The organism is Pseudomonas sp. SORGH_AS_0211, from assembly GCF_031453455.1.
Lineage (GTDB): Bacteria > Pseudomonadota > Gammaproteobacteria > Pseudomonadales > Pseudomonadaceae > Chryseomonas > Chryseomonas aestiva.
In genome coordinates this window covers 1,592,194-1,616,856 of sequence record NZ_JAVIZV010000001.1, presented here as the reverse complement: position 1 = coordinate 1,616,856, position 24,663 = coordinate 1,592,194, and the positions used below count along the sequence as shown (strand labels likewise).

Below are 24,663 nucleotides of genomic sequence, written 5' to 3'. Positions count from 1 at the left end.
CAGCTTGCGGGGAGTTGTTTCGTTCTGTGAATTTACATTTGCGTAAGCCGGCATTCGGCTAGGCTGAACGCCAAAAGACGTACCGAGACAAGAGCATGCATTTCGACCTGCCTGACCTGCGGCTTTTCATCCATATCGCCGAATCGCCCAGCCTGACCCAGGGCGCACGTCGGGCCGCCCTTTCTCCGGCAGCTGCCAGCGCCCGGATAAAGGCTCTCGAAAGCCAATTCGGCATCCGCTTGCTATACCGTGACAGCCGCGGCGTGGAGCTCACGCCGGCCGGTCAGCGCCTGCTGCAACATGCCCGCCTGGTCATGCGTCAGGTGGATTTCCTCAAAGGCGAATTCACCGAGTACCACAGCGATGCCAGCGGACATATCCGCATCTTCGCCAACACCACGGCGGTCACCGAGTTTCTCCCGGGGTTGCTGGCCGGCTATCTCGCCGACCGCCCCGGCGTAACGGTGGATCTGCAGGAGCGTCTCAATCGTGACATCGTCAGGGGGGTCATCGACGGGGCAGCGGATCTGGGCATCACCGCCGGGCTTATCGAGGCCAGCAATCTGCAGATCCTGCCCTACAGCATGGACCGCCTGACGCTGGTCGTGCCGACCGATCATCCCTTGGCGAGCCTGCCCCAGGTCACCTTGCGGGAGACCCTGGACTATCAGCACATCTGCCTGCGCGAGGGCACCAGCCTGCTGAATTTCCTGCGGGATCAGGTGGAGCGTCTCGGTGCCACCCTGAATCTGCGTATCCAGCTCTCCAGTTTCGAGGCCGTGTGCCGCATGGTCGAAGCCAGGGTGGGCATCGGCATCCTGCCCGAATCCGCCGCCCAGCATCATGGCAAAAGCATGGCCATCAAGACGGTACGGCTCGAGGAACCCTGGGCGCTGCGCGAGCGAAATATCCTGGTCAGGGATCTGGAGGCGCTGCCGGAAAGCGTCCGCGCCCTGGTCAGACTGCTGCAGAAATCGGCCAGGGGCGATGCACACCAGGCCTGACGAGGCGATCCTGGAAGCCATCCGTTCGACTACAGCCCTGTCTGGCGAAGCCGGAGCGCTCCCAATTTGCGTCGCTTCGTCTGCGCTGCAACGACGGTATTCGATCATGACGACCATAGCGTCGCGATCGAGGCTGATACCTTCGCCGTTGAGGGCTGCAGCAGAGGAGTCGAAAGACGCTGAACAGCCTTTAAGGGGTGGTATTAACTGGTGGTTGGAACTATGGCAGGCGGCGTACCCGCGGCTTGCGCTTGAGGATGCAGTGGCGCATCCACCGCGCGCCAGGCAAAACGTCGGCCCAACTCGCGATAGCCGGAAAACAGGAAGCCACCACTGCGGGCCTGGTAGGCACGGCGCCTGGCTCGATAGATCCGTGGAATGAAATACCAGGACAAGCCCGGCAGATCATGGTGAACCAGATGCAGGGTGTTATTCAGGAATAGCCAGCGCAGCGCTCCACCGCTTTCGTTGAGTACGCATCTGTGTGCAGGATCCGGCGCCGGGCGGTGCTCGTAGAAGGATCGGATCAGCGCCACGGCCAGCGCCGGCCAGGCTACCCCTAGCACATAGACCTCCAGGGGCATGCCGGACAGCCAGTGGATCGCCAGGAGCAAGCCTGCACACAGCGCCAGATGAATCAGCCAGACGCGCAGCACGCCCCGCTCCCCGCGCCGCCCGCGGCGCACTTCGTGGTCGAGCATGCCGTGCAGCGACAGGATCGGGCCTACCAGGAGCCGCCCGATCAGGGTCTTGTCCATCCAGAGCAGCGCACGCCCGACCTGCCCTCGCTGCTCCCAGAGTTCGCCATCGACATAACGGCTCTCGGGATCGAGGGCCGGATCGGTGAGGTTCTCGCGCCGATGGTGCGCCAGGTGGCTGTCGCGATAGAGCGGAAAGGGAAACCAGAGGCCGAGGGGCGGATAGGCGAGAAAGGCGTTCACCCCGGGCCAGCGGGTCGGATGGCCATGAATCAACTCGTGTTGCAGGGACTGATGCAGCACCACCAGGATCGTCAGCGGCGGCAGGATCCAGAAACCCAGTAGCGGCCACGCCCAGACGAGCGTCAGCCAGCCGGCGTAGACACCCACGATCAGCCCCCAGGTTGGCCATTCGCTTCGACCGGTGGCGGTATGCAGGAGCAGCTTGATCAGGCGGCGGTGCCGCGCATCGAGATAGACAGTCACCGCAGGGTCCTGATAACGAGAAATCAAGGCTGACCCTAGGGAAGAACAATAGATAAGCCAAATATCGTTAAGGCATTACCTCATGAAGAATAAGTTATTCGACGACCGCACCCTTGTAGCTCCACCTAATTAAACGCCTTACCTTAGCCATCTCACACGCCTGACTTTGCATAGCCGAATATCCCAAAAATCATAAGCTTATAAGCAAATATCGCTCTGGCAGCGATCAACTGTCGCGCGAGCAACACCTGCATTAGAGATCAATTAAAGACATATCCTTAGCAGCTTTGAAGCTTGGCGGCGCGCTTGAGCGCTCATCTACACTTCCGCCAACTTTCCCTTACTTCAAAGTTTGCCATGCCGCTGTCTGACAAAACTCTTCTGCCTGCTCCGTCTGCTCGAACGCCAAAGGTGAAGTTCGTTGCCGGCCTGGAAGCATCCGTCGTACCCAGGCCCTCTCCGCTATCGAGGTTGACGACCCTGAATCGGGTCGGAACGGCAACGCGCACCCGATACGTTGCTACAGCGTGGGTAGCTCTCGTGGAAACCCTTGGCCGGCGACTGATGGCGGCGATGGCGCTGATCGGCTGCACCCGTGCCACCCATACCGAACTGGCTCGTCTTGGGCTCGCGCTTCCCGATTCTCTGCTGACACGACCAGAAGGATCTTCTCTTCCATGAGCATCATTTCCGCAGGCTGGGGCGCCGGCCCTTCCGCGCGCCACGCCGAACTCTCGGCCCGCTTCCAGCCGCTGTTCCAGCGTATTCGCGCGGGCGCCATAGAACGCGAGGTGCAGCGGCGACTGCCGGTCGAAGAATTGGCCTGGCTGAAGGCGGCCGGTTTCACCGCCTTGCGGTTGCCGGTCGAGCATGGCGGTGCGGGCGTCACCCTGCCGGAACTGTTCGCCCTGCTCATCGAGCTGGGCGAGGCCGATTCCAATCTGGTGCAGGCGCTGCGCGGCCACATGGGCTTTGTCGAGGGCTTGCTCAACAGCGATGACCAGGCACGCCGCAGCCGCTGGTTCGCCCGTATCGCCGCGGGTGAAACCCTGGGTCCGGCCTCCAGCGAGGTGGGCGATGCCCGGCGGGCCGAATTCAGTACCCGCCTGCGCCGGGAGGGCGAGGCCCTGCTGCTCTCCGGCACCAAGTTCTATACCACGGGTTCGCTCTATGCGGACTGGATCGACGTGGGCGCCACCGATGACGCCGGCAATCGCGTCATGGCGACCATCCGCCGCGACGCCCCCGGCGTGGAGGTGGTGGATGACTGGAATGGCTTCGGCCAGACGCTGACCGCCAGCGGCACGGCCACCTTTACCAATGTGCGGGTGGAGCCCGCGGACGTGGTCACGGTCGGCGAGCGCTTCCGCTATTCGCCGGGCTTCTTCCAGGTATTCCACCTCGCCAACCTGGCAGGCATGGGGCGGGCCATGAGCAGCGAGGTGGCGGCCGCGGTCGCCGCTCGCACGCGCACCTTCACCATCGGCAATGCCGACCGAGTCAGCCAGGATCCGCAGGTGCTGGCCGTGGTCGGCCAGGTGCGCAGCGCCGCCTACTGCGCTGGGGTGATCGCGCTGAAGAATGCCGAGGCGCTGCAGCGCGTGCATGACCTCAGGCAGGCGGATGACCAGGCGGCCGAGGATCGCGCGGTGGAACTGGCCGAACTGGAGGTCTGCCAGTCGCTCAATGTGGTCACGGACCTGATCATCGACGCGTCCGGACGCCTGTTCGACGCCCTGGGCGCCTCGGCCACGCTGAAACCCCAGGGACTGGATCGCTTCTGGCGCAATGCCCGTACCCTCGCCTCCCATAATCCGCGCATCTACAAGGATCGCATCGTCGGCGACTTCGCGGTCAACGGCACGCCGCCACCGCCACAGTGGAAGATCGGCGTCGCCTAGCGGCCGAAGCGGGCGGAAATGCCGACGAGAGCCGCCCTGCCCCGCTGTTCGCCGCCCCCGGCGATGCTTTAAGCTCGCCGGCTTTCCTCCTGGAGCGGTGTCATGGAAAGGTCGCGCAGTAATCGTCAGGCCATATGGAAGGCGATCAAGGATCCGCGCTTCATCCCCGTCGCCGTGGCGGCGGTGTGCATCGTGCTGTTCTTCGTCCTGGGGCTGGTCGACGTCCTGGGCAACTGATCGCCCCGCTAAGATGCTGGCCTATCCCGGCCGCGGGATGGGTCATCACGTCCTCTCGCCTGGCCCATAGGGGCGGTCACCCAGAATGGTCGCCCGGTGCATCACGCGCCGCTGCGGACGATAGTCGTCACAGGCATAGTGCTGGGTGATGCGGTTGTCCCAGAAGGCCAGATCGCCCGCCTGCCACTGCCAGCGCACCTGGAATTCCGGTCGCGCGGCGTGGGCGAACAGCAATTGCAGCAGCGCCTCGCTCTCGGCCTCTTCCAGCTCGACGATCCGAGTGGTGAAGCCGGCGCTGACGAAAAGCCCTTTGGCCCCGGTTTCCGGGTGAACCCTTATCACCGGATGACGCACCGGCGGATTGGCCACGCGTGCCGCGTTGAAACGCTGCAAGCCTTCCGGCGTATGGCCGAAGCGTTCCAGCGGAAAGGATTTGCTCAGGTCATGCCAGGCACTGAGGCCATCGAGCAACTCGCGCAACGGTGCGGACAACGCCGCATAGGCCGCCGAATTGCTCGCCCAGAGGGTATCGCCGCCATAGGCAGGCACCTGGCGCGCGCTGAGCAGCGATCCCAGCGGCGGCGTCTGGATGAAGGTGACATCCGTATGCCAGAGCGCGTTGTCTCTCAGGTCGTTCAACTCGGTATCCAGCACCAGGATTTCCGCCTGCTCGGGATGCCGGGGATAGATCGGATGGATGTGCAGATCGCCGAAATGGGCTGCCACGTCCCGTTGCTGGCGTGGCGTGAGCAACTGGTCACGCAGAAACAACACCTGATGCTCCAGCAAACCCTCGTGTAGTGCGGCATGACTCGCGGGATCCAGAGGCTCGCGCAGATCCAGGCCATGGACGCGTGCACCGAGGGCGGGGCTCAGACGCTCGAAGGTAATGGTCATCGTCGCCTCCCTAGTTCCAGCCGGCGTAGCGCCGCTGCAGGGCGCGCAGGCCCAGTTCGATGGACAGGGCAATGCTGGCGATCAGCAGGATGCCCACCACCACCACATCGGTGGCCATGAATTGCGCGGCCGATTGCACCATGAAGCCCAAACCTCGGTTGGCGGCGATCAGTTCAGCGGCCACCAGGGTCGACCAGCCCACACCCAGGGCGATACGCAGCCCGGTGAGGATATCGGGCAAGGCACTGGGGAGGATGACGTGACGCACCACCTGGCCGCGCGAGGCGCCCAGGCAACGTACCGCCTGAAGTCGCGCCCGATCGACCCGGCGCACCCCACCCACGGTGGCGATCAGCAAGGGCGCGAACAGCGCCAGATAGATCAGCAGCACCTTGGACAGCTCGCCGATGCCGAACCAGATCACCATCAGCGGCAGGTAGGCCAACGGCGGAATCGGACGATAGAACTCCACCAGCGGATCCAGAGCGGCATTCAGGGTCGGGTTGAGGCCCATGGCGATACCCAGGGGTACCGCGGTCAGCACGGCGGCCAGCAGCGCAGCCAGCACCCGCAACAGGCTGGTGCCCAGATGCTGCCAGAGACTGGCGTCCAGATAGCCCTCGGCGAGCAACCCCTGCAGGGCGACCAGCAGTTGCTCGGGAGATGGCAGGAACAGGGTATCCACCCAACCCAGATGGGTCGCGCTCCACCAGAGCGTCGCCACGCCAACCAGGGTGCCCAACGCTGCCACGCGGCGGCGGTCAAGGTGCAGTCGACGACGTTCCCGGGTATCGCGCAGGGAGGTTGTCAGGGTGTCAGAGGGCATGATCGGGAGACTCCTGCAGAAAGAGATCGAGCAACTCCTGGCGCAGCTCGGCGAAGCGTGGATCGGCCTTGATCTCGCGCACGGGCTCCCCCGCCAGATAGCGGCGGGCGAAAGGCACCTCCAGGCGGCGGACGATGCACGCGGGCGGCCCGTCCAGCACCAGAAGCTCGGTCGCCAGGAACAGCGCCTCGTCGACGCTGTGGGTGATGAGAAACAGGCCCTTGCCGGTGCGTTTCCAGACGTCCAGCAGCAGCACCTGCATCCGTTCCCGGGTCAGGGCATCGAGAGCGCCGAAGGGCTCGTCCAGCAGCAGGAAATCCGGATCTACCGCCAGGGCGCGGGCCAGCCCCAGGCGTTGGCGCTGTCCACCGGACAGCTCGCCGATGGCATGCTCGGCATGTTGCGTCAGCCCCACCAGCTCGAGCATTTCGCGGGCCCTGGTCTCGCGTTCGCGGCGACTCAGCCCGCGCAGGCGGAGGCCCAGGGCGACGTTATCGAGTGCATTGAGCCAGGGCATCAGGGCGTCGTCCTGGAACACCACGCCGCGTTCGCCGCCCGGCCCTTCCAGGGTCCGGCCATCGAGCTGCACGCGCCCTTCATCGAGGGATTGGAAACCGGCGAGCACGTTGAGCAGGCTGGACTTGCCGCAGCCGGACGGGCCCAGCACGACCAGGGAAGCGCCCTTCTCCACCGCGAGATCGAGACGCTGCAGGATGGGTTGCTGACGGCCACGCCGGACGAATCCGAGGCTGGCCTGTTCCAGGGTGAGTCGACTCATGACCGGCTCCTGTCGGCAGGGAAAAAAAGCCCCTCCGGAGAGGGGCGAGTCGTGGCGTGAAAGGGGTCGTCACTGGGCCTTGCGGACGTACTCGGCGCTGACATAGGGCGAGTAGTCGTCCAGCACCGTGGGAATGCGCTTCTGTTCCTTGAGGAATTCGGCGGTGCGGGCGATGGCCTTGGCGGTGCCACCACCCAGCAGATCAGGGCCGAGTTGCGCCTGGGCGTCCGGATAGCGCGAGCCCGCCAGCAATTCGGGGATGTCGGCAGCGTCGGCGCCGGTCAGGCGAGCGATCTTCCTGGCCTGCTCGGACTGTGCATCCCACTCCTTGCCGTGGGCCTGGTAGTCGGCGAAGGCCTGCAAGGTGACCTTGGCGTATTGGGCAACGATCTCGGGATGCTTTTCGGCGAAGTCCTTGCGCGCCACCCAGACCTCGAAGGTGGGCGCACCCCAGCTGCCCACCTGGGCCGCATCGGCGAGGACCTTGCCATTCTTCTTGATCTCGCCCAGCGCGGGCGACCAGACGAAGGCGCCATCGATGTCACCGCGGCGCCAGGCGGCGGCGATCTCGGTGGGATTGAGGTTGACGATCTTGACCTTGGTCGGATCCACCCCCCAGTACTTGAGCGCTCCGAGCAGGCTGTAATGCGAGGTGGAGACAAAGGGGGTGGCGATGGTCTTGCCGACCAGTTGCTCGGGCTTGTCGATACCGCTGCCATCGCGCACCACCAGCGCCTCGGCGGAGTCGATCTGGGCGGAGACGATGAAGGTCACCAGTGGCAGCTTGCGCGAGGTGGCCGCTGCCAGCGGGCTGGAGCCGAGATTGCCGATCTGCACATCACCGGACGCCAGCGCGGCGACGACCTCGGGACCGCTGTTGAAACGACGCCAGTCGATCTTCTGGCCGATCGCCTTGTCGTAGAGGCCATCGGCCTGGGCAACCTTGGATGGATCGACACCGGTCTGGTAACCCACCACCAGATCAGCAGCGGACGCCTGCCCCGCCAGGGCTGCCACGCCTATAGCCAGAACCAGGGATTTGATCAGCGAATTCACAAAGGCCTCCTTGTCGGTAGGCGCGCCGCAGCACGCCCTCGGCATCGACTCGATGCCTGATGAAGGCCAAGCTAAACGATCTAAGGATTGTCAGATAAATAACAAAATGGAATCAGCTTAGGTACGGAGCTGGACACCTACGGATACCTTGAGCGTCGAGAAACGCATACGGCCTGTAGCCAGGCCGCAGAGGACAGCAATCAGCCTTTGCGCTGATTGAGGAAGCGGAAACAGCCAGCCAGCAGGTCATCGAAACGCCAGGGCTTGGGCAGATAGTAGATATCCGGGGCGCGTTCGGGCTGGAGTTCTTCGAAATAACCCGAGGAGACGATGATAGGCAGACCCGGCAGCTGCTGCTTGACGCGGCGTGCCAGCTCCAGACCATCGATGACACCCGGCATGCGGACATCGGTGATCAGCAGATCCGGCGTAGGACGTGCACTCGACAGGTATTCCCAGGCTTGGTCCGCGGTACCGAAGGTGTGCACCTGAAAGCCTTCGCCTTCGAGCACCTCTTCCATCAGTCCGAGCAACATGTTCTCGTCTTCGACAACCACTACCACTGGCTTCATAAATCCGTCTCGATCTCCGCAGGTCCGCCATCTGACTGGACGTATCTCGTTAGGGCGCGAATTCTACTCCTATCCTACGTCCGCTGCGCAGTCTCCTCTGAGCTTAGACGCGTGGTGCGACATCCTGCCCCACTGATCGACAGAAAAGTCTGCCGGGAGCCGAATAGGCTTTTCCCTATAGGGGTGGTATTACCGAACAAGGTGTTTTGCCGAGCCCCCGGGGAACCGTGGCGAAGCCCCTCAGTCGGAAAACAGGTATCTCGAAAGGCTTCCCGCGATTCCGACGCGTCAGCTTTTCAGGATCCCGGGAAGCCGTCTGCCTGAGGAAATGCGCATGACGGCCATCGACTGGACAGGTTGGCTCAACGCCCCCTGGATCACCACGCTGATCGCGGCAGGAGTCGCCCTGCTGATCAGCAGCATCCTCCTGATGCTGGCATTCGCGGCCATTCGCCGGCTGGCCAATCCCTTCCTGTTGGCGCGCAACCTGGTGAAGTACGCCGAGAAGCCGGCGCGGCTGGCGGTACCCCTGGTGGTGCTGCAAGGTGTCTGGAATTCCGCACCCGATGCCCTGCCGCTGTTGCGTGCGGTACAGCACCTCACCGGCCTGCTGAGCATCGCTGCCTTCACCTGGCTCGGCCTCAGGGCGGTCAAGGCCGTCGGCGCCACCATCGCCCTGCGCAATCCCGTGGATGTGGCGGACAACCTGCGGGCGCGGCGTATCCAGACGCAGAATCGGGTGCTGGTACGCAGCCTCAGCTTCATCGTGCTGCTGGTGGGTATCGCCCTGATGCTGATGACCTTTCCCGCCGTTCGCCAGGTGGGTGCGAGCCTCCTCGCCTCCGCTGGCGTCGCCGGCCTGGTCGCGGGTATCGCCGCGCGTCCGGTACTGGGCAATCTCATCGCCGGCCTGCAGATCGCCGTGACGCAGCCGATCCGGCTCGACGACGTGGTCATCGTCGAGGGGGAATGGGGCCGGGTGGAAGAGATCACTGGCACCTACGTGGTGGTCCGCATCTGGGACGATCGTCGCCTGGTGGTACCACTGCAATACTTCATCGAGACCCCCTTCCAGAACTGGACGCGCTCCTCCTCCAGCCTGATCGGGTCCGTCTTCATATGGGTTGACTACTCCCTGCCGCTGGCGCCGATCCGCACCGAATTGGAACGCGCCTGTGCCGAGGTGCCCCATTTATGGGACGAGCGCGTCTGCGTGCTGCAAGTGACCGATGCGTCCCATGACTCCATCCAGATCCGGGTGCTGGTGAGCTCGGGCGATTCCTCGAAGAACTGGGACCTGCGCTGCTTCGTGCGGGAGCGGCTGATCACCTACATCAATCGTGAATTCCCTCTCTGCCTGCCCAAGCTGCGAACCGAACTGGGACGTCGCGATGTACTGCCCACACCACAATCCGACGAAAGGCACGAGCCGGTCGTTCGTCAGCCAGAAGTCTGATTTTTCGGCTAATTGCCTCGATCAGGCAGCCATTAAGCGGTTCACCTGCGGCTTATTTCTTAGCGCACCAAGAGTGAGCGTCAGCTTTTGGGCATGTATTTGGCAATACGAAGCAGGACCGCAACATTCGAGCGGGAAACTTGTGACGTTGTCCGAGAGTCAGTGCGAGAGCAATCTGGAAATCCGCGAAGCAGTTCTCGCCTAGATCCAGACATCTCAGAAGAGGTGACCGGCAAAAAGGCTGTAGCAGCTCGGCTGTAGGCGTTTTTGAACCAGGAGCATCGAGCTTCAGGAAGAAGCAATCAGGTAAACCTCAGTCTCGAACTTGCTGCATTGGGAGCGCACCATGGCAAATGCCGTCGTGGGGAAATTTGGGGCTCTGGAGCCCGTTGAAACTGCCACTCGTTCCACCAGATCCAGCTCTCCTCGCAAGCGCACGGATGAGCCTCAGCTGACGCTGAGCTCCGTTGTCGAAAGCCGCAAACGCATCCTTTTCGTGACCCCGGAAATTTCCGACTTCGTCAAGGCCGGTGGCCTGGGCGAGGTATCGGGCGCCCTGCCCCGCGCCCTCGCCGCCTCCCATGACGTCCGGGTGCTGATCCCCGGCTATCGTCAGGTGATGGCCGCGATCAAGGACCGTGTCCAGATGGTGGGCCGCATCGCCGCTCGCGCCGCCATGCCGGCCTGCGAGATCGGCCGCGTCAACCTGGAAGACGGCCTGGTCGTCTATGTGCTGATCTGCCCCGAACTCTACGAGCGTCCGGGCAACCCCTATGGCGACCTGAACGGCGCCGACTGGGTCGACAACCACATCCGCTTCGGTCGCCTGGCCAGTGCAGCCGCCGACTTCGCCCTGGGCGACGCCTCCATTCGCTGGGTACCGGACCTGCTGCACCTCAACGACTGGCAGACCGGCCTCGCCGCCGGCTACCTGCGCTGGAAGGGTGCGAGCACCCCCTGCCTGACCACCATCCACAACCTGGCCTACCAGGGTCTGTTCCCGGCCTCGGTCATGGCCGACCTGGACATTCCCGCCCATGCCTTCCAGATGGAAGGTCTCGAGTTCTGGGGCAAGGTCTCCTTTCTCAAGGCCGGCCTGGTCTATGCTGACCACATCACCACGGTCAGTCACACCTATGCCCACGAGATCACCACGCCCGAGTTCGGGTGCGGCCTGGAAGGGCTGCTGCAGGTCAAGGCGCGGGACGGCAAGCTGACAGGTCTGCTCAACGGCATCGACGATGGCTGGAGCGCCTGTAGCGATCCGCACCTGTGCCAGCAGTTCACCGAATCCGACTGGGACGGCAAGGCGGTCAACGCGGCGCGCATTCGCGAGGAATTCGGTCTGGAGCCCTCCAACGGTCCGCTGTTCGCAGTGGTCTCGCGGCTGGTACAGCAGAAAGGCATCGACCTGACCATTCAGGCCGCCGACCACATCGTTGCCCGCGGTGGCCAGCTGATGATCATCGGTTGTGGCGAACCGCACATCGAGCGTCAGGTACGGGCCCTGGCCCTGCGCTATCCCGGTCGCGTCAGTGCCCACATCGGCTTCTGCGAAACCGAAGCGCGGCGCATGTACGCCGGCAGCGATTTCCTGCTGATGCCCTCGCGCTTCGAGCCTTGTGGCCTGAGTCAGATGTACGCCCAGCGCTTCGCTTCCCTGCCGATCGCCACCCGCACCGGCGGCCTGGCCGACAGCATCGAGGACGGCACAACCGGCTTCCTGTTCGCCCCCCTGTCGCTGGAAAACTACATCAGCGCCATCGACCGCGCCCTGGGTGTGTTCGAACGTCAGGACCTGCTGCTGGCCATGCGTCACCGGGCCATGCAGGGCCCGTTCTTCTGGTCCGAATGCGCCAAGCCCTATGCCTCGCTGTACCTCGATCTGCTCCAGGCCACCGCGCATCAGGAGCGTCACGTCGGCGCCTGATGCCCGACCTGGCTACCAAGCGCTTTTCCTTCGCCAAAAGGCCGACGAAAAGCGCTTTCCCCGCCCAACTTTGAGCAACTCTCACCGGTCATAACAGCAACTGCGGCCAACTGGGTCGCAGTGTCTTTTCTGCCGTCCGGCTTCGGGAGTTCTCTATCCATGACTGATATTTCGCGCGACGCAGCCGCGGTGACCGGGGGCTATGCCTGGCAAACCCGTGCCGGTGCCACCCTGGTGGGCAAGGACCGCACCCTCTTCCACTTCTGGGCACCCAGCGCCGATGCCGTTTCGGTGGTCCTGGAAGGTGGCATGACCCTCGCCATGGAGGCCGAGCAAGACGGCTGGTTCGCGGTCGAGGCCCAGTGCGGCGCCGGTACCCGTTATCGCTATCAGATCGAGGACCTGCTGGTCCCGGATCCCGCGTCCCGCGCCCAAGCGGGCGATGTGCACGAGCCAAGCATCGTCATCGACCCCACCACCTACCACTGGCAAAGCGTCGAGTGGCAGGGGCGCCCCTGGCACGAAAGCGTCATCTACGAATTGCATGTCGGCACCCTGGGTGGCTTTTCCGGTGTCGAGAAGCTGGTACCCCGCCTGGCCGCGCTGGGCGTCACCGCCATCGAGCTGATGCCGCTGTCGGAATTTCCCGGCGATCGCAACTGGGGCTATGACGGCGTGCTGCCCTATGCGGTGGAAGCCTCCTACGGCACCCCGGACGATCTCAAGTCGCTGATCGACACCGCCCACGGCCATGGCGTCATGGTCTACCTGGATGTGGTCTACAACCACTTCGGGCCGGACGGCAACTACCTGCACGCCTACGCCGAGCGCTTCTTCCGCGAAGACATCCATACGCCCTGGGGCGCCGCCATCGATTTCCGCCAGGACGCCGTGCGCCGCTACTTCATCGACAACGCCCTGATGTGGCTGATGGAGTATCGCTTCGACGGCCTGAGATTCGATGCGGTCCATGCCATCAACGACAAGGGCTTCCTCGAAGAGATGGCCGAGGAGATCCGTAGCACCGTCGAGCCGGGTCGCCACATCCACTTGATGCTGGAAAACGAAGACAACACCGCCACCCTGCTGGGCGGCAAGCACTACAACGCGCAGTGGGCGGACGACTGGCACAACGTCATCCATCCCATGCTGACCGACGAGAACGAAGGCTACTACCAGGACTTCACCGAGGACGCCACGGCCAAGCTGGTGCGCTGCCTGGGCGAAGGCTTCATCTACCAGGGCGAGCAGACCCGCCATGGCAAGGCCCGGGGGGAACCCAGCAAGGACCTGCCGGCCTCGGCCTTCGTCATCTTCCTGCAAAACCACGACCAGGTCGGCAACCGCGCCTTCGGTGAGCGCCTGACCCGTCTGGCACCGGAGCCGGCGCTGAAAGCCGCCACCGCCCTCCTGCTGCTCAGTCCGATGATTCCGTTGCTGTTCATTGGCGAGGAATGGGGCAGCCGCCAACCCTTCCTGTTTTTCACCAGCCACAACGAAGAACTGGCCGAGCTGGTTCGCGATGGTCGCCGTAACGAGTTCAAGGACTTCGACTTCTTCACCAGCGAAGAGCATCGCCAGCAGATCCCCGATCCGAACGCGCCCAAGACCTTTGAGGACTCCAAGCCCAATTTCGGCGAAGCCGATCAGCCCGACCACGCGGCCTGGCTGGGGCTCTACCGCGAGCTGCTGGAGATCCGCCGCCGCGAACTCTTCCCGCGCCTGGAAGGGGCTCGTCCCGCAGGCGCCGAAGCCCTGGCCGACCGCGCCGTGCGCGCGCGCTGGAGCCTCGCCGACGGCAGCCGCCTGACCATCGAGCTCAACCTGAGCGACAAGGCCGTACAACTGGACGAGGCGCCTCAGGGCGAATTGCTGCACAGCAGCGACGCCGCGGCAACGCCCGCGCGCCAGGACGGCACGCTGGCGGCGCATTCGGCACTGGTCTGGCTGGAGAAAAAGGCATGAGTGGCGATCGTCTGGAACAATTGGCCGAGGCCGCCGGCATCGCCATCGAATGGACCGCCTACGACGGCAAGCGCCAACGGGTGAGCGCGGAGGCGCTGCGCAATCTGCTCAAGGCCATCGAATTGCCTGCGGACAGCGACGCCGATATCGACGCTAGCCTGCGTAAGCTGGCGGAGGTAGGCGACAAGCATCACCTGCCGCCGCTCATCACCGCGGTGGTCGACAAACCGGTCGGTGCGCCGGACCAGTTCAAGCGCGGGGTCCGCTACCAGGTACAGCTGGAAGGCGGCGAGCGCCTGGAAGGCCAGGTCGACGAGCGGGGACAGCTGGCGCCGATCAGCGCCGCCGGTTATCACCAGGCCGAGGTCGATGGCGAAGCCCTGACCCTGGCCGTCGCCCCGGAACGCTGCTTCACCATCGCCGACGCCACCGGTAATGAACAGGCCCGTCTCTGGGGTCTGGCCGTGCAGCTCTACAGCCTCAGACGCGAAGGGGGCAGCGGCGCCGGCGATCTCCAAGGCCTGGTGCACTTCGCCAAGGCCGCTGGCGACAAGGGCGCCGACGCCCTGGCCATCAGCCCTCTGCACGCCATGTTCAGCGCCGATGGCAGCCGCTACAGCCCCTACTCGCCGTCGAGTCGGGTGTTCTTCAATGTGCTCTACGCCGCGCCGGAGCTGGTCCTGGATGCCGAGTCCGTACGCCAGGCCATGCAGCGCGCCGGCCTGCAGAAGGAAGCCGAGCGCCTGGAGCAGCTGGAGCTGATCGATTGGCCGGCGCTGGCCAAGCTGCGCCTGCGCCTGCTGCGCACGCTGCACCTGGATTTCCGTACCGCGGGCGGTGCGTTGCGCGAGCGCTTCGAGGCCTTCCGCCGCGACGGTGGCGATGCGCTGGAAAACCATTGTCGCTTCGAAGCCCTGCATGCCTCCTTCACCCAGGGCGCTGCCTCGCCGAGCTGGCAGCATTGGCCGCAGCAGTATCGCGACCCCAAGAACCCGGCCGTGGCCGAATTCGCCGAACGCCATGCCCAGGACGTGGAGTTCTACGCCTTCACCCAGTGGCTGGCCAGCGAAGGGCTGTCCGCAGCCCAGGCACAGTGTCGCGACGCGGGCATGAAGATCGGCCTGATCGCCGACATCGCCGTGGGCGCGGATGGCGGCGGCAGCCAGGCCTGGAGCCGGCAGGAAGAGTTGCTGGCCTCGGTCACCGTGGGTTGCCCACCGGATCTGCTGAACCAGAAAGGCCAGGGCTGGGGCATTTCCGCCTTCTCGCCCACCGGCATGATCCAGCATGGCTTCCGCGCCTTCATCGAGATGCTCAGGGCCAACTTCGCCCATGCCGGTGGCGTGCGCATCGACCACGTGATGGGGCTGCAACGCCTCTGGCTGGTGCCCGAGGGCGCTTCGCCGGCCGACGGTGCCTATCTTTCCTACCCCATCGACGACCTGCTGCGGCTGGTCGCCCTGGAATCCTGGCGTCATCGCTGCGTGGTCATGGGTGAAGACCTGGGCACGGTGCCCGAAGGCTTCCGCGAACGCCTGGCCGAGCGCGCCATCATGGGCATGCAGGTGCTGCTGTTCGAACGCGAAGGCAAGGCCTTCAAGCCTGCTGCGCAATGGTCTAACACGGCCATGGGCATGCCTACCACCCATGACCTGCCGACCCTTACCGGTTGGTGGCAGGGCCGCGATGCCGACTGGCAGGAGGAACTGGGGCTGCTGCCCGATGGCACCTCGCGCCAGGACCGGCTCGACGAGCGGGCCGAGGATCGTCAATACCTGGCCAAGGTGCTGGAACTGGACGACACCCGGGAAAGCAACGTCGAGCAGGCGGTCGATGCCGCCATCGCCTTCATCGGCCGCACCCCGGCACCGCTGATCATCCTGCCGGTGGAAGACGCCCTGGGCCAACTGGAGCAGGCCAACCTGCCCGGCACCACCAACGAACACCCCAATTGGCTGCGCCGCTGGGACGACCCGGCCGGGCGCTTGCTGAACGCTGCTACCCCTAAACGACGCCTGAGCGTGCTGAGCACTGCGCGTAATAATCCGGAGAACACTCGATGAGTCGCTTGCGCGCTACCGTACGCCTGCAGTTCCACAAGGACTTCACCTTCGACGATGCCCTGCCCCTGGTGGACTACTACGCCAAGCTGGGTATCAGTCACATCTACGCCTCGCCCATCACCACCGCTCGCGCCGGCTCCGTGCATGGCTACGACGTGGTGGATCCGACCCGGGTCAACCCGGAGCTGGGCGGCGAAGAGGCGTTGCGACGCCTGGTCGCCCGCCTGCGCGAACAGGGCATGGGGCTGATCGCCGACTTCGTGCCCAACCACACCAACGTGGGCGGTTCGGAAAACGCCTGGTGGCTGGACATCCTCGAATGGGGTCGCCAGAGCCGCTATGCCGGCTTCTACGACATCAACTGGTACGGCCCCGACCCGGACCTGCAGGGCCAGGTACTGCTGCCCTTCCTCGGTGACGCCTATGGCAACGTGTTGCAGGCCGGCGAACTCAAGCTGGTGTTCGATGCCGAGCAGGGCGCCTTCCGCGTGGAGTACTACGCCCACCACTTCCCCATCAACCCGGGTATCTACGGTCAGATCCTGCGCGAAAGCGATCTGCCGCAGCTGAGTCTGTTCGCCGATGCCTTCTCGGCACGTGCCAAGAACCTGGAAGAAGCCCGCGGTGCCCAGCGCCAGCTGGCGGATGCCGCCAGGGAGCCCGCCGTGGCGGCGGCGATCGAGAAGGCGGTCGCCGCCTTCGACGGTAGCCAGCCGGCCAACCAGGAACGCCTGCATGCCCTGCTGGAGAGTCAGCATTATCGCCTGGCCAGCTGGCGCACCGCGTCGGACGACATCAACTGGCGGCGCTTCTTCGACATCACCGAACTCGGCGGCCTGCGCATGGAGCGCCACGAGGTGTTCGAGGAAACCCATTCGCTGATCTTCCGCCTCATCAGCGAAGGCCTGCTCGACGGCCTTCGCCTGGATCACATCGATGGCCTGGCCAATCCCCGTGCCTATTGCCGCAAGCTGCGCCGTCGTGTGGACGACCTCTGCGCCAGCCGCACCGGTGGCGCGCCGGAAGATGGCTTCCCCATCTACATCGAGAAGATCCTGGCGGACGGCGAGCAGTTGCGCGAAGGCTGGGGCATCGATGGCACGACCGGCTACGAGTTCATGAACGAGGTCTCGGCGGTTCAGCATGCGGCCAGCGGCGAAGCACCGCTCCGCCGGTTCTGGGCCGAGCAGACCGGTCGTACCGAGGATTTCCTCGAAGAAGTACGGGAAGCACGGCGTCTGGTTCTCACCGGCGCGTTGTCCAGCGAATTCGAATCGGCCGTGCACACCCTGCACCTGCTCGCCCAACAGGACTGGCGTACCCGCGACACCAGTCAAGGCGCCATTCGCCGGGTGCTGCTGGAGCTGATCGTGCAGTTCAAGGTCTATCGCACCTATGCCGGCGCGGCGGGTTTCGTCGGTGCCGATGCCCAATGGTTCGATACCGCGCTGGAGGCCGCCCGCCCCCATGTCAGCGAAGCAGAGCAGCCGCTGCTGGAGCAACTGCGCGCCTGGCTGGGTGGTGATGCCCCGCGTCACAAGCCAGTGGGCAGCGTGGCGCGTCGCGAACAGCGCCGGGCGATCACCAAGTTCCAGCAGCTCACTTCGCCCATTGCCGCCAAGGCCGTGGAAGACACCGCCTGCTATCGCTCCGCACCGCTGCTGTCACGCAATGACGTGGGCTTCGATCCGCAGCATTTCGCCCAGCCGGTCAGCGCCTTCCACCAGGCCAGCGGTTGGCGCGCCGAACACTTCCCCCGCAACATGCTGACTACCGCGACCCACGACCACAAACGTGGCGAGGACACCCGCGCCCGCCTGGCGGTGGTCTCGGAACGTCCGGACGCCTACATCGCCCAGGCTACCCGCTGGATGCAGATGGCCGCACCGCTGCGCGGCCAGTGGAACGACGCCCCGGCGCCGACGCCGGGCGATGAACTCATGCTCTACCAGACCCTGCTCGCCAGCTGGCCACTGCATCTGCAGGCCGATGACCGGCAGGGTCTGGAGGCCTATCTGGAGCGCCTGTTGCAGTGGCAGGAAAAGGCCCTGCGCGAGGAGAAGCTGGAGTCCGACTGGTGGGCGCCGAACGGTGACTACGAGGCGGCCTGCAAGGCCTTCCTGGAGGGTCTGCTCACCGACGACCAGTACCGCACCCTGCGCAGCGAGATCGTCACCGCGGTACAGGAACTGGCGCCGGCGGGTGCCCTGAACGGGCTGGTGCAGATGTTGTTGCGCAACACCGCGCCTGGCGTGCCCGACCTCTACCAGGGTGGCGAATTCTGGGACTTCAGCCTGGTGGAGCCCGACAACCGTCGCGCCGTGGACTACGCCCCGCGGCAACAGGCGCTGGCCAAGCACGCCTCGGTCGAGGCTGCCCTGGATGCCTGGCAGAACGGCGAGATCAAGCAGCAGGTACTGGCTACCGTATTGCAACTGCGCAAGCAGCAGCCGCAATTGTTCACCGAGGGTGGCTACCTGCCCCTGAGCGTAGTGGGTGCCCACGCCGATCAGGTGCTGGCCTTTGCCCGTACCTGGGAGCAACAGGCGGTGATTGTCATCGTGCCGGTGCATGCCGCCGAACTGCTGGAGAACAGCGGAAAACTGCATTTTTCCGCGGAGGCTTGGCAGGACACCCGGATAAAACTTCCCGAAACCTTGTCCATGTACCGTTTTGGGGAAACTTTTGCCCCGGCATCTGTCCATGACCAGAAGAAAGAGCTTTCTGTCGGCGAGGTTCTGGCACGTTTTCCGCTTGGATTGCTCAGCACACAAGACATCACTCAAGGAGCCGCACCGCAATGACCCAAAAAGACGAACGCATCCAGCAGCTCGCCTATCAGATCTGGGAGTCCGAAGGACGGCCGGCTCACGAACATGATCGCCACTGGGAGATGGCGACCCGACTGTACGAAGCCGAACAGGAAGGCGTGGCCAAGAAGACCGCGGCCAAGAAGCCTCGCGCCACCAAGGCTGCAGCCAGTGCTGAGAAGCCTGTCGCGAGCAAGGCCGGCACCACTGGCAAGACCAAGAGTGGCAGCGAGAAGGCCGCTACCGAAGACGCGGCTGCCGGTGAGTCCGTGACCGAGAAGGTCGAGTCGGCCGCCAAGAAGGTCGCCACCAAGGTCAAGCAGGCGGTCAAGCCCAGTGCAGGCAAGGCCAGCGCGAGCAAGGCCCCGGCCAGCAAGGCCAAGGCTGACGCCAACGTCGAGGCTACCGGCGTAGGTGTGGCACCGGCCACGCCCAAGAAGCCGCGTGCTTCCCGCGCCAAGGCGACCACGGCCAAGCCCGCCGCCATCGAGTGATGTGATGTTCCGGCCTGGCCGTTCGGCCAGGCCTTCCCCCTGCCGCCTCGCTGCGGTGTTCGCGTTACCGCCGTTCTCTTGATTTTTCCTGAAAAAACAACGCTTTGTCGGTTCGCCATCAGGGCTCGGAACTGCGCTGCGTCGGGCCTTTCATATACAGGTAGCCGGATCTGTATCGATTCAGCCACCGGCAGGTATTGAGAGCCGAGTCAGAGCTACTTCCTTCCTAGCTATCCCCGAGAGCGTCGAAATGACATCAACCGATTCCAACAAGCCCCTAACCGAAGCGACCGCGTTCATCAGCAAGTCCAAGTCTCGTGTTCGTGAAGGCCTGCCCTATCCCCTGGGCGCTACCTGGGACGGCTCCGGCGTGAACTTCGCCATCTTTTCCGCCAACGCCACCAAGGTAGAACTCTGTCTCTTTGACGACGAAGGCAAGGAAGAAATCGAACGCATCGAACTGCCGGAATTCACCAACGAGATCTGGCACGGCTACCTGCCCGACGCCCGTCCCGGCACCCTCTACGGCTACCGTGTACACGGCCCCTACGAGCCGCAGAATGGCCATCGTTTCAACCACAACAAGCTGCTGATCGATCCCTACGCCAAGCAGATCGTCGGGGAGCTGGAGTGGAACGATGCCCTGTTCGGCTACACCATCGGCCATGCCGATGGCGACCTGTCCTTCGACGAGCGCGACAGCGCCCCCTACATGCCGCGCTGCCGGGTGATCGACCCGGCCTTCACCTGGGGCAACACCACCCATCCGCGTGTCCCGCGCGACCGCACCGTGTTCTACGAGACCCACGTCCGCGGCTACACCATGCAGCACCCGGCGGTGCCCGAGAACGCCCGGGGCACCTTCTCGGGCCTGCAGGAAAGCGAAGTCATCGATTACATCAAGTCGCTCGGCATCACCTCCGTCGAACTGATGCCGATCCACTACTTCCTCGATGACAACCACCTGCTGGAAAAGGGCCTGAGAAACTTCTGGGGCTACAACACCCTGGCCTTCTTCGCCCCGCACTCGCGCTACATGGCCAGCCAGTCCATCGGCGAATTCAAGGTGATGGTCGCGCGCATGCACAATGCCGGCCTCGAGGTCATCCTCGACGTGGTCTACAACCACACCGCCGAAGGCAACGAGATGGGCCCGACCCTTTCGCTGAAGGGCATCGACAACGCCAACTACTACCGCCTGATGCCTGATGATGCGCGTTATTACATCAACGACACCGGTACCGGCAACACCCTGAACATGAGCCACCCCTGCGTGCTGCAGATGGTCACCGACTCGCTGCGCTACTGGGCGACCGAGATGGGCGTGGACGGCTTCCGCTTCGACCTGGCGACCATCCTGGGCCGCGAGCCGGACGGCTTCGACGAAGGCGGCGGTTTCCTGCATGCCTGCCGTCAGGACCCGATCCTTGCCGAGACCAAGCTCATCGCCGAGCCCTGGGACTGTGGCCCCGGTGGCTACCAGGTCGGCAACTTCCCGCCCGGCTGGATGGAATGGAACGACACCTTCCGCGACACCGCGCGCGCCTTCTGGAAGGGTGACGAAGACAAGATCGGCGATTTCGCGAAGATCCTGCTGGGCTCCGGCGACAAGTTCAACCGTCGCGGTCGCAAGCCCTACTCTTCCGTGAACTTCGTGACCGCCCACGATGGCTTCACCCTGGCCGATACCGTGTCGTACAACGACAAGCACAACGAGGCCAATGGCGAAGGCAACAACGACGGCCACTCCCATAACCTGTCGTGGAACTGCGGTGTCGAAGGTGAGACCGACGATCCGGAGATCATCGAACTGCGCTATCGGCAGATGCGCAACCTGCTGGCTACCCTCTTCCTCTCCCAGGGCACGCCCATGCTGCTGGCCGGAGACGAGTTCGCGCGTACCCAGGGCGGCAACAACAACGGCTACTGCCAGGACAGCGAGATCGGCTGGGTCAACTGGGAAATCAGCGAGAAGAGCGCCGAGCTGCAGGAATACGTGCGCAACCTGATCGACCTGCGTCGTCGCTATCCGCTGCTGCGTCGTAGCCGCTTCTTCACCGGCGCCTACAACGAAGAGCTGGGCGTCAAGGATGTCACCTGGCTACAGCCCGGTGGCACCGAGATGGGCGACGAGCAGTGGCAGGACGGCAGCAACAAGTGCATGGGCATCCTGCTCGATGGCCGTGCCCAGCCGACCGGTATTCGTCGCAAGGGTGCGGATACCTCGCTGCTGATTCTGGTCAATGCTCATTATGACGTGGTGGATTTCACCCTGCCGGAAGTCCCCATGGGCGAGCATTGGTCCCTGCAGCTGGATACCAATCAGCCTGACCTGGATGCCGGCGACGTCTTCAATTTCGGAGACACCTATCAGGTCACCGGACGCTCGGTATTGCTGTTCGAGCTGACCCAGACCAAGCGGAGGAAGCGCCAGGCATGACGAACGCGCAACAGGGTTTTTCGTTCAAGGTCCTGACCATCAACACGCACAAGGGCTTCACGTCCTTCAACCGCAAGTTCATCTTGCCGGAATTGCGCGAGGCGGTGCGGACGGTGTCAGCGGACATTGTCTTCTTGCAGGAGGTATTGGGTACCCACGAAAAGCACCCGTTGCGCTTCGAGAACTGGCCGGCAGCGCCGCAGTACGAGTTCCTGGCCGATTCGATGTGGACCGATTTCGCCTACGGGCGCAATGCGGTCTACCCGGACGGCCATCACGGTAATGCGGTGCTGTCGAAGTTTCCCATCGTCAGTTACGACAACTTCGACATTTCCATCGCCGGTCCGGAAAAGCGCGGGATGCTGCATTGCGTCCTGCGTATCCCGGATCAGGCCGTGGATCTGCACGTTATCTGCGTGCATCTGGGCCTGCGCGAGAAACATCGCCAGATGCAGATGCAGCTGATCTGCGAACACATCAACTCCCTGCCCAGCGACGCCCCCGTCGTGGTGGCAGGGGACTTCAACGACTGGCGCCAGAAGGCCAATGACATCCTTAGCCAGGGCGCGGGACTCGAAGAGGTGTTCATGAAGACCGCAGGGCGACTGCCCAAGACCTTCCCGGCGAAGCGCCCCCTGCTCTGCCTGGATCGCATCTACACGCGCAACGTCAGCGTCGGGCGCCCACAGGTGCTGGGCAATCAGCCTTGGTCGCACCTGTCCGACCATGCTCCCCTGGCGGCGGACTTCCACCTATGAATTTCGAATGGCGGGACGGAAACCGCATCGCCTTGCTGGAAAACGGCGAGGACTTCTTTCCACGGGTATTCGAGGCGATCCGCGCGGCCGAGCGCGAGGTCATCATCGAGACCTTCATCCTCTTCTACGACAAGGTCGGCAAGGCCTTGCAGGAAGAACTGGTCGCGGCGGCCAAGCGCGATGTCCAGGTGGATATCACCGTGGACGCCTACGGCTCGCCCGATCTGCCACGCGATTTCATCGATGAAATGGTGCATGCCGGCGTGCGCTTTCGCTACTACGATCCGCGCCCCCTGGTCATGGGGATGCGGACCAATCTGTTTCGCCGCCTGCATCGCAAGATCGTGGTGGTGGACGCCCGTCTGGGGTTCATCGGCGGCATCAACTACTCCGCCGAGCACCTGGGCGACTTCGGGCCCGAAGCCAAGCAGGACTACGCCGTCGAGGTCGAAGGTCCCATCGTCGATGACATCCACCGCTTCGCGCGCGACGCCATCAACTCCCCGGAGGAGACCCACCGCTGGTGGGGCAAGCGCTCGCAGAAGCCGGCCGACAACCGCAACCCCGGCAATGCCCAGGCGCTGCTGGTGTTCCGCGACAACGACGAGCATCGTGCCGACATCGAAAAGCACTACCTGGAGATGCTGCGCAACGCCAAGCGCGAGGTGGTGATCGCCAACGCCTACTTCTTCCCGGGCTATCGCCTGCTCAGGGAGATGCGCAATGCGGCGCAGCGTGGCGTCCGCGTGGTGCTGATCGTGCAGGGCGAACCGGACATGGCCATCGTCAAGGTGGGCGCCCAGATGCTCTACAACTATTTGGTCAAGGCCGGGGTGGAGATCTACGAATACTGCCTGCGGCCCCTGCACGGCAAGGTCGCGACCATGGACGAGCACTGGTCCACCGTGGGTTCGAGCAATCTCGACCCCTTGAGTCTCTCGCTCAATCTCGAATGCAACCTGATCTTCCACGACCACGCCTTCAATCGTGAATTGCGCGGTCGCCTGGAAACCCTGATCCAGAATCACTGCGAGCACGTCGACAGCAGCAAGGTACCCAAGCGCACCTACTGGCACCTGGCCAAGACGATGCTGGTCTTTCACTTCCTGCGCCACTTCCCCGCCTGGGTCGGCTGGCTGCCCGGTCATACCCCCAAGATCGAATTGGTGAGTCCGCCGGTGCAGCCCGAACTCGAAACCCAGGATCGGGCCGATTCCTCGATTTCAAGGTATCCCCAACGATGAGCAGCCACAGCGACGCCCTGGACCACGCCGACGACGAGGACGACCAGCAGGCCGCCGACAAGCCGCAGAACGGTCGCTGGGTGCTGGCGAAGAAGATCCTCACCTGGGTCTTTCTGATCGCGGTGGTGGTGCTGCTGATGATCTATGCCCGCAAGGTGGACTGGGGCGAGGTCTGGAAGGTTTTCACCGGCTACAAGTGGACGACCCTGGCCATGGCCGGCGGCCTGGTGGTGCTGTCGTACATCATGTACGGCTGCTATGACCTGATCGGGCGCGCCTATTGTGGGCACAAGCTGGTCAAGCGCCAGGTGTTCCTGGTGTCCTTCATCTGCTACGCCTTCACCCTGACCCTGAGCACCTGGGTCGGCGGCATCGGCATGAGATACCGGCTCTATTCACGACTTGGACTTTCCAGCGGCACCATCACCCGCATCTTTTCCCTGAGCATCGCCACCAACTGGCTTGGCTACATCCTGTTGGCCGGTGGCATCTTCGTCAGTGGCGTGGTGGACATGCCGCCCAACTGGTTCGTGGGTGATACCACCCTGCGGCTGATCGGCTTCGGCCTGCTGGCCTTCATCGTGTTCTACCTGAGCGTCTGCGCCTTCGCCAAGCAGCGCGAATGGACGGTGCGCAAGCAGCGTCTCGCCCTGCCCTCGCTGCGCATGGCCTGCCTGCAACTGCTGGTGTCTTCGATCAACTGGATGGCCATGGCGGCCATCGTCTACCTGTTCCTCGGCCGCCAGGTGGACTATCTGCATGTGCTGGGCGTGTTGCTGCTCTCCAGCATCGCCATGGTCATCGTGCATATCCCGGCTGGGGTCGGGGTGCTGGAGACGGTGTTCATCGCCCTGCTGGCCAACGACGGCCTCTCCCAGGGCAAGATCATCGCCGCCCTGCTCGGCTACCGGACGCTGTATTTCATCCTGCCGCTGCTGATCGCAGCCGTACTCTACTTCGCCCTGGAAAGCCGGGCCAAGAAGCTCAAGGTCAGCAATGACCGGCGCGAAGAGCGCAAGCAGCAGGAAAAGCACGCGACCTGAAGCGG

19 protein-coding genes are annotated in these 24,663 nt (G+C 64.0%); 13 read left to right on the top strand and 6 right to left on the bottom strand.

Annotated elements, in window-relative coordinates; genetic code table 11:
- Window positions 1–95: 95 nt before the first annotated feature.
- Window positions 96–1,004, top strand: coding sequence for a LysR substrate-binding domain-containing protein (locus tag QE393_RS07545; protein ID WP_310042797.1), 909 nt, complete (start codon window positions 96–98; stop codon window positions 1,002–1,004).
- Between the two features lie 203 nt (window positions 1,005–1,207).
- Here the strand turns inward: QE393_RS07545 and QE393_RS07540 are convergent, their stop codons facing one another.
- Window positions 1,208–2,188, bottom strand: coding sequence for a fatty acid desaturase (locus QE393_RS07540; RefSeq protein WP_310042794.1), 981 nt, complete (start codon window positions 2,186–2,188; stop codon window positions 1,208–1,210).
- A gap of 677 nt (window positions 2,189–2,865) precedes the next feature.
- Between QE393_RS07540 and QE393_RS07535 the strand changes: the two genes are divergently transcribed.
- Together QE393_RS07535 and QE393_RS07530 are read left to right on the top strand one after the other, a co-directional pair.
- Window positions 2,866–4,089 carry an acyl-CoA dehydrogenase family protein gene (locus QE393_RS07535; RefSeq protein ID WP_310042791.1) on the top strand — a complete coding sequence of 408 codons (1,224 nt, stop codon included), beginning with the start codon at window positions 2,866–2,868 and terminating at the stop codon, window positions 4,087–4,089.
- 102 nt (window positions 4,090–4,191) lie between these two features.
- Window positions 4,192–4,326, top strand: a complete 135-nt coding sequence (locus tag QE393_RS07530) for a hypothetical protein (protein WP_260175613.1) — start codon at window positions 4,192–4,194, stop codon at window positions 4,324–4,326.
- A 45-nt stretch (window positions 4,327–4,371) separates the two neighbouring features.
- On the opposite strand, the gene tauD is transcribed toward QE393_RS07530, so the two are convergent.
- From tauD to QE393_RS07505, 5 genes are all read right to left on the bottom strand, one after another.
- On the bottom strand, window positions 4,372–5,223 hold the full coding sequence (gene tauD, locus QE393_RS07525; RefSeq protein ID WP_310042787.1) for a taurine dioxygenase: 852 nt from the start codon (window positions 5,221–5,223) through the stop codon (window positions 4,372–4,374).
- A gap of 10 nt (window positions 5,224–5,233) precedes the next feature.
- Window positions 5,234–6,049, bottom strand: coding sequence for a taurine ABC transporter permease TauC (gene tauC, locus QE393_RS07520; RefSeq protein ID WP_310042785.1), 816 nt, complete (start codon window positions 6,047–6,049; stop codon window positions 5,234–5,236).
- The gene (locus tag QE393_RS07515) at window positions 6,039–6,827 is read right to left on the bottom strand and encodes an ATP-binding cassette domain-containing protein (protein ID WP_310042783.1); all 789 of its coding nucleotides are present in this window, start codon (window positions 6,825–6,827) and stop codon (window positions 6,039–6,041) included. Before QE393_RS07515 ends, tauC begins: the two co-directional genes overlap by 11 nt.
- 69 nt (window positions 6,828–6,896) lie before the next feature.
- Complete coding sequence (gene tauA, locus QE393_RS07510) at window positions 6,897–7,928, bottom strand: taurine ABC transporter substrate-binding protein (RefSeq protein ID WP_310042780.1); 1,032 nt, start codon at window positions 7,926–7,928, stop codon at window positions 6,897–6,899.
- A gap of 155 nt (window positions 7,929–8,083) precedes the next feature.
- On the bottom strand, window positions 8,084–8,455 hold the full coding sequence (locus QE393_RS07505) for a response regulator (protein WP_108581805.1): 372 nt from the start codon (window positions 8,453–8,455) through the stop codon (window positions 8,084–8,086).
- 334 nt (window positions 8,456–8,789) lie between these two features.
- Between QE393_RS07505 and QE393_RS07500 the strand changes: the two genes are divergently transcribed.
- The 10 genes from QE393_RS07500 to QE393_RS07455 all read left to right on the top strand — a co-directional run bounded on the left by QE393_RS07500 (window position 8,790) and on the right by QE393_RS07455 (window position 24,658).
- On the top strand, window positions 8,790–9,911 hold the full coding sequence (locus QE393_RS07500) for a mechanosensitive ion channel domain-containing protein (RefSeq protein ID WP_310042777.1): 1,122 nt from the start codon (window positions 8,790–8,792) through the stop codon (window positions 9,909–9,911).
- 346 nt (window positions 9,912–10,257) lie between these two features.
- Window positions 10,258–11,841 carry a glycogen synthase GlgA gene (gene glgA, locus QE393_RS07495; protein ID WP_310042775.1) on the top strand — a complete coding sequence of 528 codons (1,584 nt, stop codon included), beginning with the start codon at window positions 10,258–10,260 and terminating at the stop codon, window positions 11,839–11,841.
- A gap of 159 nt (window positions 11,842–12,000) precedes the next feature.
- The gene (treZ, locus tag QE393_RS07490) at window positions 12,001–13,806 is read left to right on the top strand and encodes a malto-oligosyltrehalose trehalohydrolase (protein WP_310042772.1); all 1,806 of its coding nucleotides are present in this window, start codon (window positions 12,001–12,003) and stop codon (window positions 13,804–13,806) included.
- On the top strand, window positions 13,803–15,869 hold the full coding sequence (gene malQ / locus QE393_RS07485; protein ID WP_310042770.1) for a 4-alpha-glucanotransferase: 2,067 nt from the start codon (window positions 13,803–13,805) through the stop codon (window positions 15,867–15,869). Before treZ ends, malQ begins: the two co-directional genes overlap by 4 nt.
- On the top strand, window positions 15,866–18,673 hold the full coding sequence (gene treY / locus QE393_RS07480) for a malto-oligosyltrehalose synthase (RefSeq protein ID WP_310042767.1): 2,808 nt from the start codon (window positions 15,866–15,868) through the stop codon (window positions 18,671–18,673). The genes malQ and treY overlap by 4 nt, the downstream gene beginning before the upstream one ends.
- A complete protein-coding gene (locus QE393_RS07475) occupies window positions 18,670–19,173 on the top strand; it encodes a DUF2934 domain-containing protein (RefSeq protein WP_273807479.1) in 504 nt (167 codons plus the stop codon). Before treY ends, QE393_RS07475 begins: the two co-directional genes overlap by 4 nt.
- A gap of 250 nt (window positions 19,174–19,423) precedes the next feature.
- Window positions 19,424–21,613 carry a glycogen debranching protein GlgX gene (gene glgX, locus QE393_RS07470; protein ID WP_273807480.1) on the top strand — a complete coding sequence of 730 codons (2,190 nt, stop codon included), beginning with the start codon at window positions 19,424–19,426 and terminating at the stop codon, window positions 21,611–21,613.
- Entirely contained in the window at window positions 21,610–22,371 is a 762-nt protein-coding gene (locus QE393_RS07465) for an endonuclease/exonuclease/phosphatase family protein (RefSeq protein ID WP_310042763.1), read from the top strand. The genes glgX and QE393_RS07465 overlap by 4 nt, the downstream gene beginning before the upstream one ends.
- A complete protein-coding gene (gene clsB, locus QE393_RS07460) occupies window positions 22,368–23,615 on the top strand; it encodes a cardiolipin synthase ClsB (RefSeq protein WP_310042761.1) in 1,248 nt (415 codons plus the stop codon). The genes QE393_RS07465 and clsB overlap by 4 nt, the downstream gene beginning before the upstream one ends.
- Window positions 23,612–24,658 carry a YbhN family protein gene (locus tag QE393_RS07455; RefSeq protein WP_310042759.1) on the top strand — a complete coding sequence of 349 codons (1,047 nt, stop codon included), beginning with the start codon at window positions 23,612–23,614 and terminating at the stop codon, window positions 24,656–24,658. Before clsB ends, QE393_RS07455 begins: the two co-directional genes overlap by 4 nt.
- The last annotated feature ends 5 nt before the right edge of the window (window positions 24,659–24,663 follow it).

Excerpts from the sequence above, each read along its gene's own strand:
- QE393_RS07545 (WP_310042797.1), top strand. The coding sequence starts at position 96 with ATGCATTTCGACCTGCCTGACCTGCGGCTTTTCATCCATATCGCCGAA.
- QE393_RS07535 (WP_310042791.1), top strand. The coding sequence starts at position 2,866 with ATGAGCATCATTTCCGCAGGCTGGGGCGCCGGCCCTTCCGCGCGCCAC.
- QE393_RS07530 (WP_260175613.1), top strand. The coding sequence starts at position 4,192 with ATGGAAAGGTCGCGCAGTAATCGTCAGGCCATATGGAAGGCGATCAAG.
- tauD (WP_310042787.1), bottom strand. The coding sequence starts at position 5,223 with ATGACCATTACCTTCGAGCGTCTGAGCCCCGCCCTCGGTGCACGCGTC.
- tauC (WP_310042785.1), bottom strand. The coding sequence starts at position 6,049 with ATGCCCTCTGACACCCTGACAACCTCCCTGCGCGATACCCGGGAACGT.
- QE393_RS07515 (WP_310042783.1), bottom strand. The coding sequence starts at position 6,827 with ATGAGTCGACTCACCCTGGAACAGGCCAGCCTCGGATTCGTCCGGCGT.
- tauA (WP_310042780.1), bottom strand. The coding sequence starts at position 7,928 with ATGCCGAGGGCGTGCTGCGGCGCGCCTACCGACAAGGAGGCCTTTGTG.
- QE393_RS07505 (WP_108581805.1), bottom strand. The coding sequence starts at position 8,455 with ATGAAGCCAGTGGTAGTGGTTGTCGAAGACGAGAACATGTTGCTCGGA.
- QE393_RS07500 (WP_310042777.1), top strand. The coding sequence starts at position 8,790 with ATGACGGCCATCGACTGGACAGGTTGGCTCAACGCCCCCTGGATCACC.
- glgA (WP_310042775.1), top strand. The coding sequence starts at position 10,258 with ATGGCAAATGCCGTCGTGGGGAAATTTGGGGCTCTGGAGCCCGTTGAA.
- treZ (WP_310042772.1), top strand. The coding sequence starts at position 12,001 with ATGACTGATATTTCGCGCGACGCAGCCGCGGTGACCGGGGGCTATGCC.
- malQ (WP_310042770.1), top strand. The coding sequence starts at position 13,803 with ATGAGTGGCGATCGTCTGGAACAATTGGCCGAGGCCGCCGGCATCGCC.
- treY (WP_310042767.1), top strand. The coding sequence starts at position 15,866 with ATGAGTCGCTTGCGCGCTACCGTACGCCTGCAGTTCCACAAGGACTTC.
- QE393_RS07475 (WP_273807479.1), top strand. The coding sequence starts at position 18,670 with ATGACCCAAAAAGACGAACGCATCCAGCAGCTCGCCTATCAGATCTGG.
- glgX (WP_273807480.1), top strand. The coding sequence starts at position 19,424 with ATGACATCAACCGATTCCAACAAGCCCCTAACCGAAGCGACCGCGTTC.
- QE393_RS07465 (WP_310042763.1), top strand. The coding sequence starts at position 21,610 with ATGACGAACGCGCAACAGGGTTTTTCGTTCAAGGTCCTGACCATCAAC.
- clsB (WP_310042761.1), top strand. The coding sequence starts at position 22,368 with ATGAATTTCGAATGGCGGGACGGAAACCGCATCGCCTTGCTGGAAAAC.
- QE393_RS07455 (WP_310042759.1), top strand. The coding sequence starts at position 23,612 with ATGAGCAGCCACAGCGACGCCCTGGACCACGCCGACGACGAGGACGAC.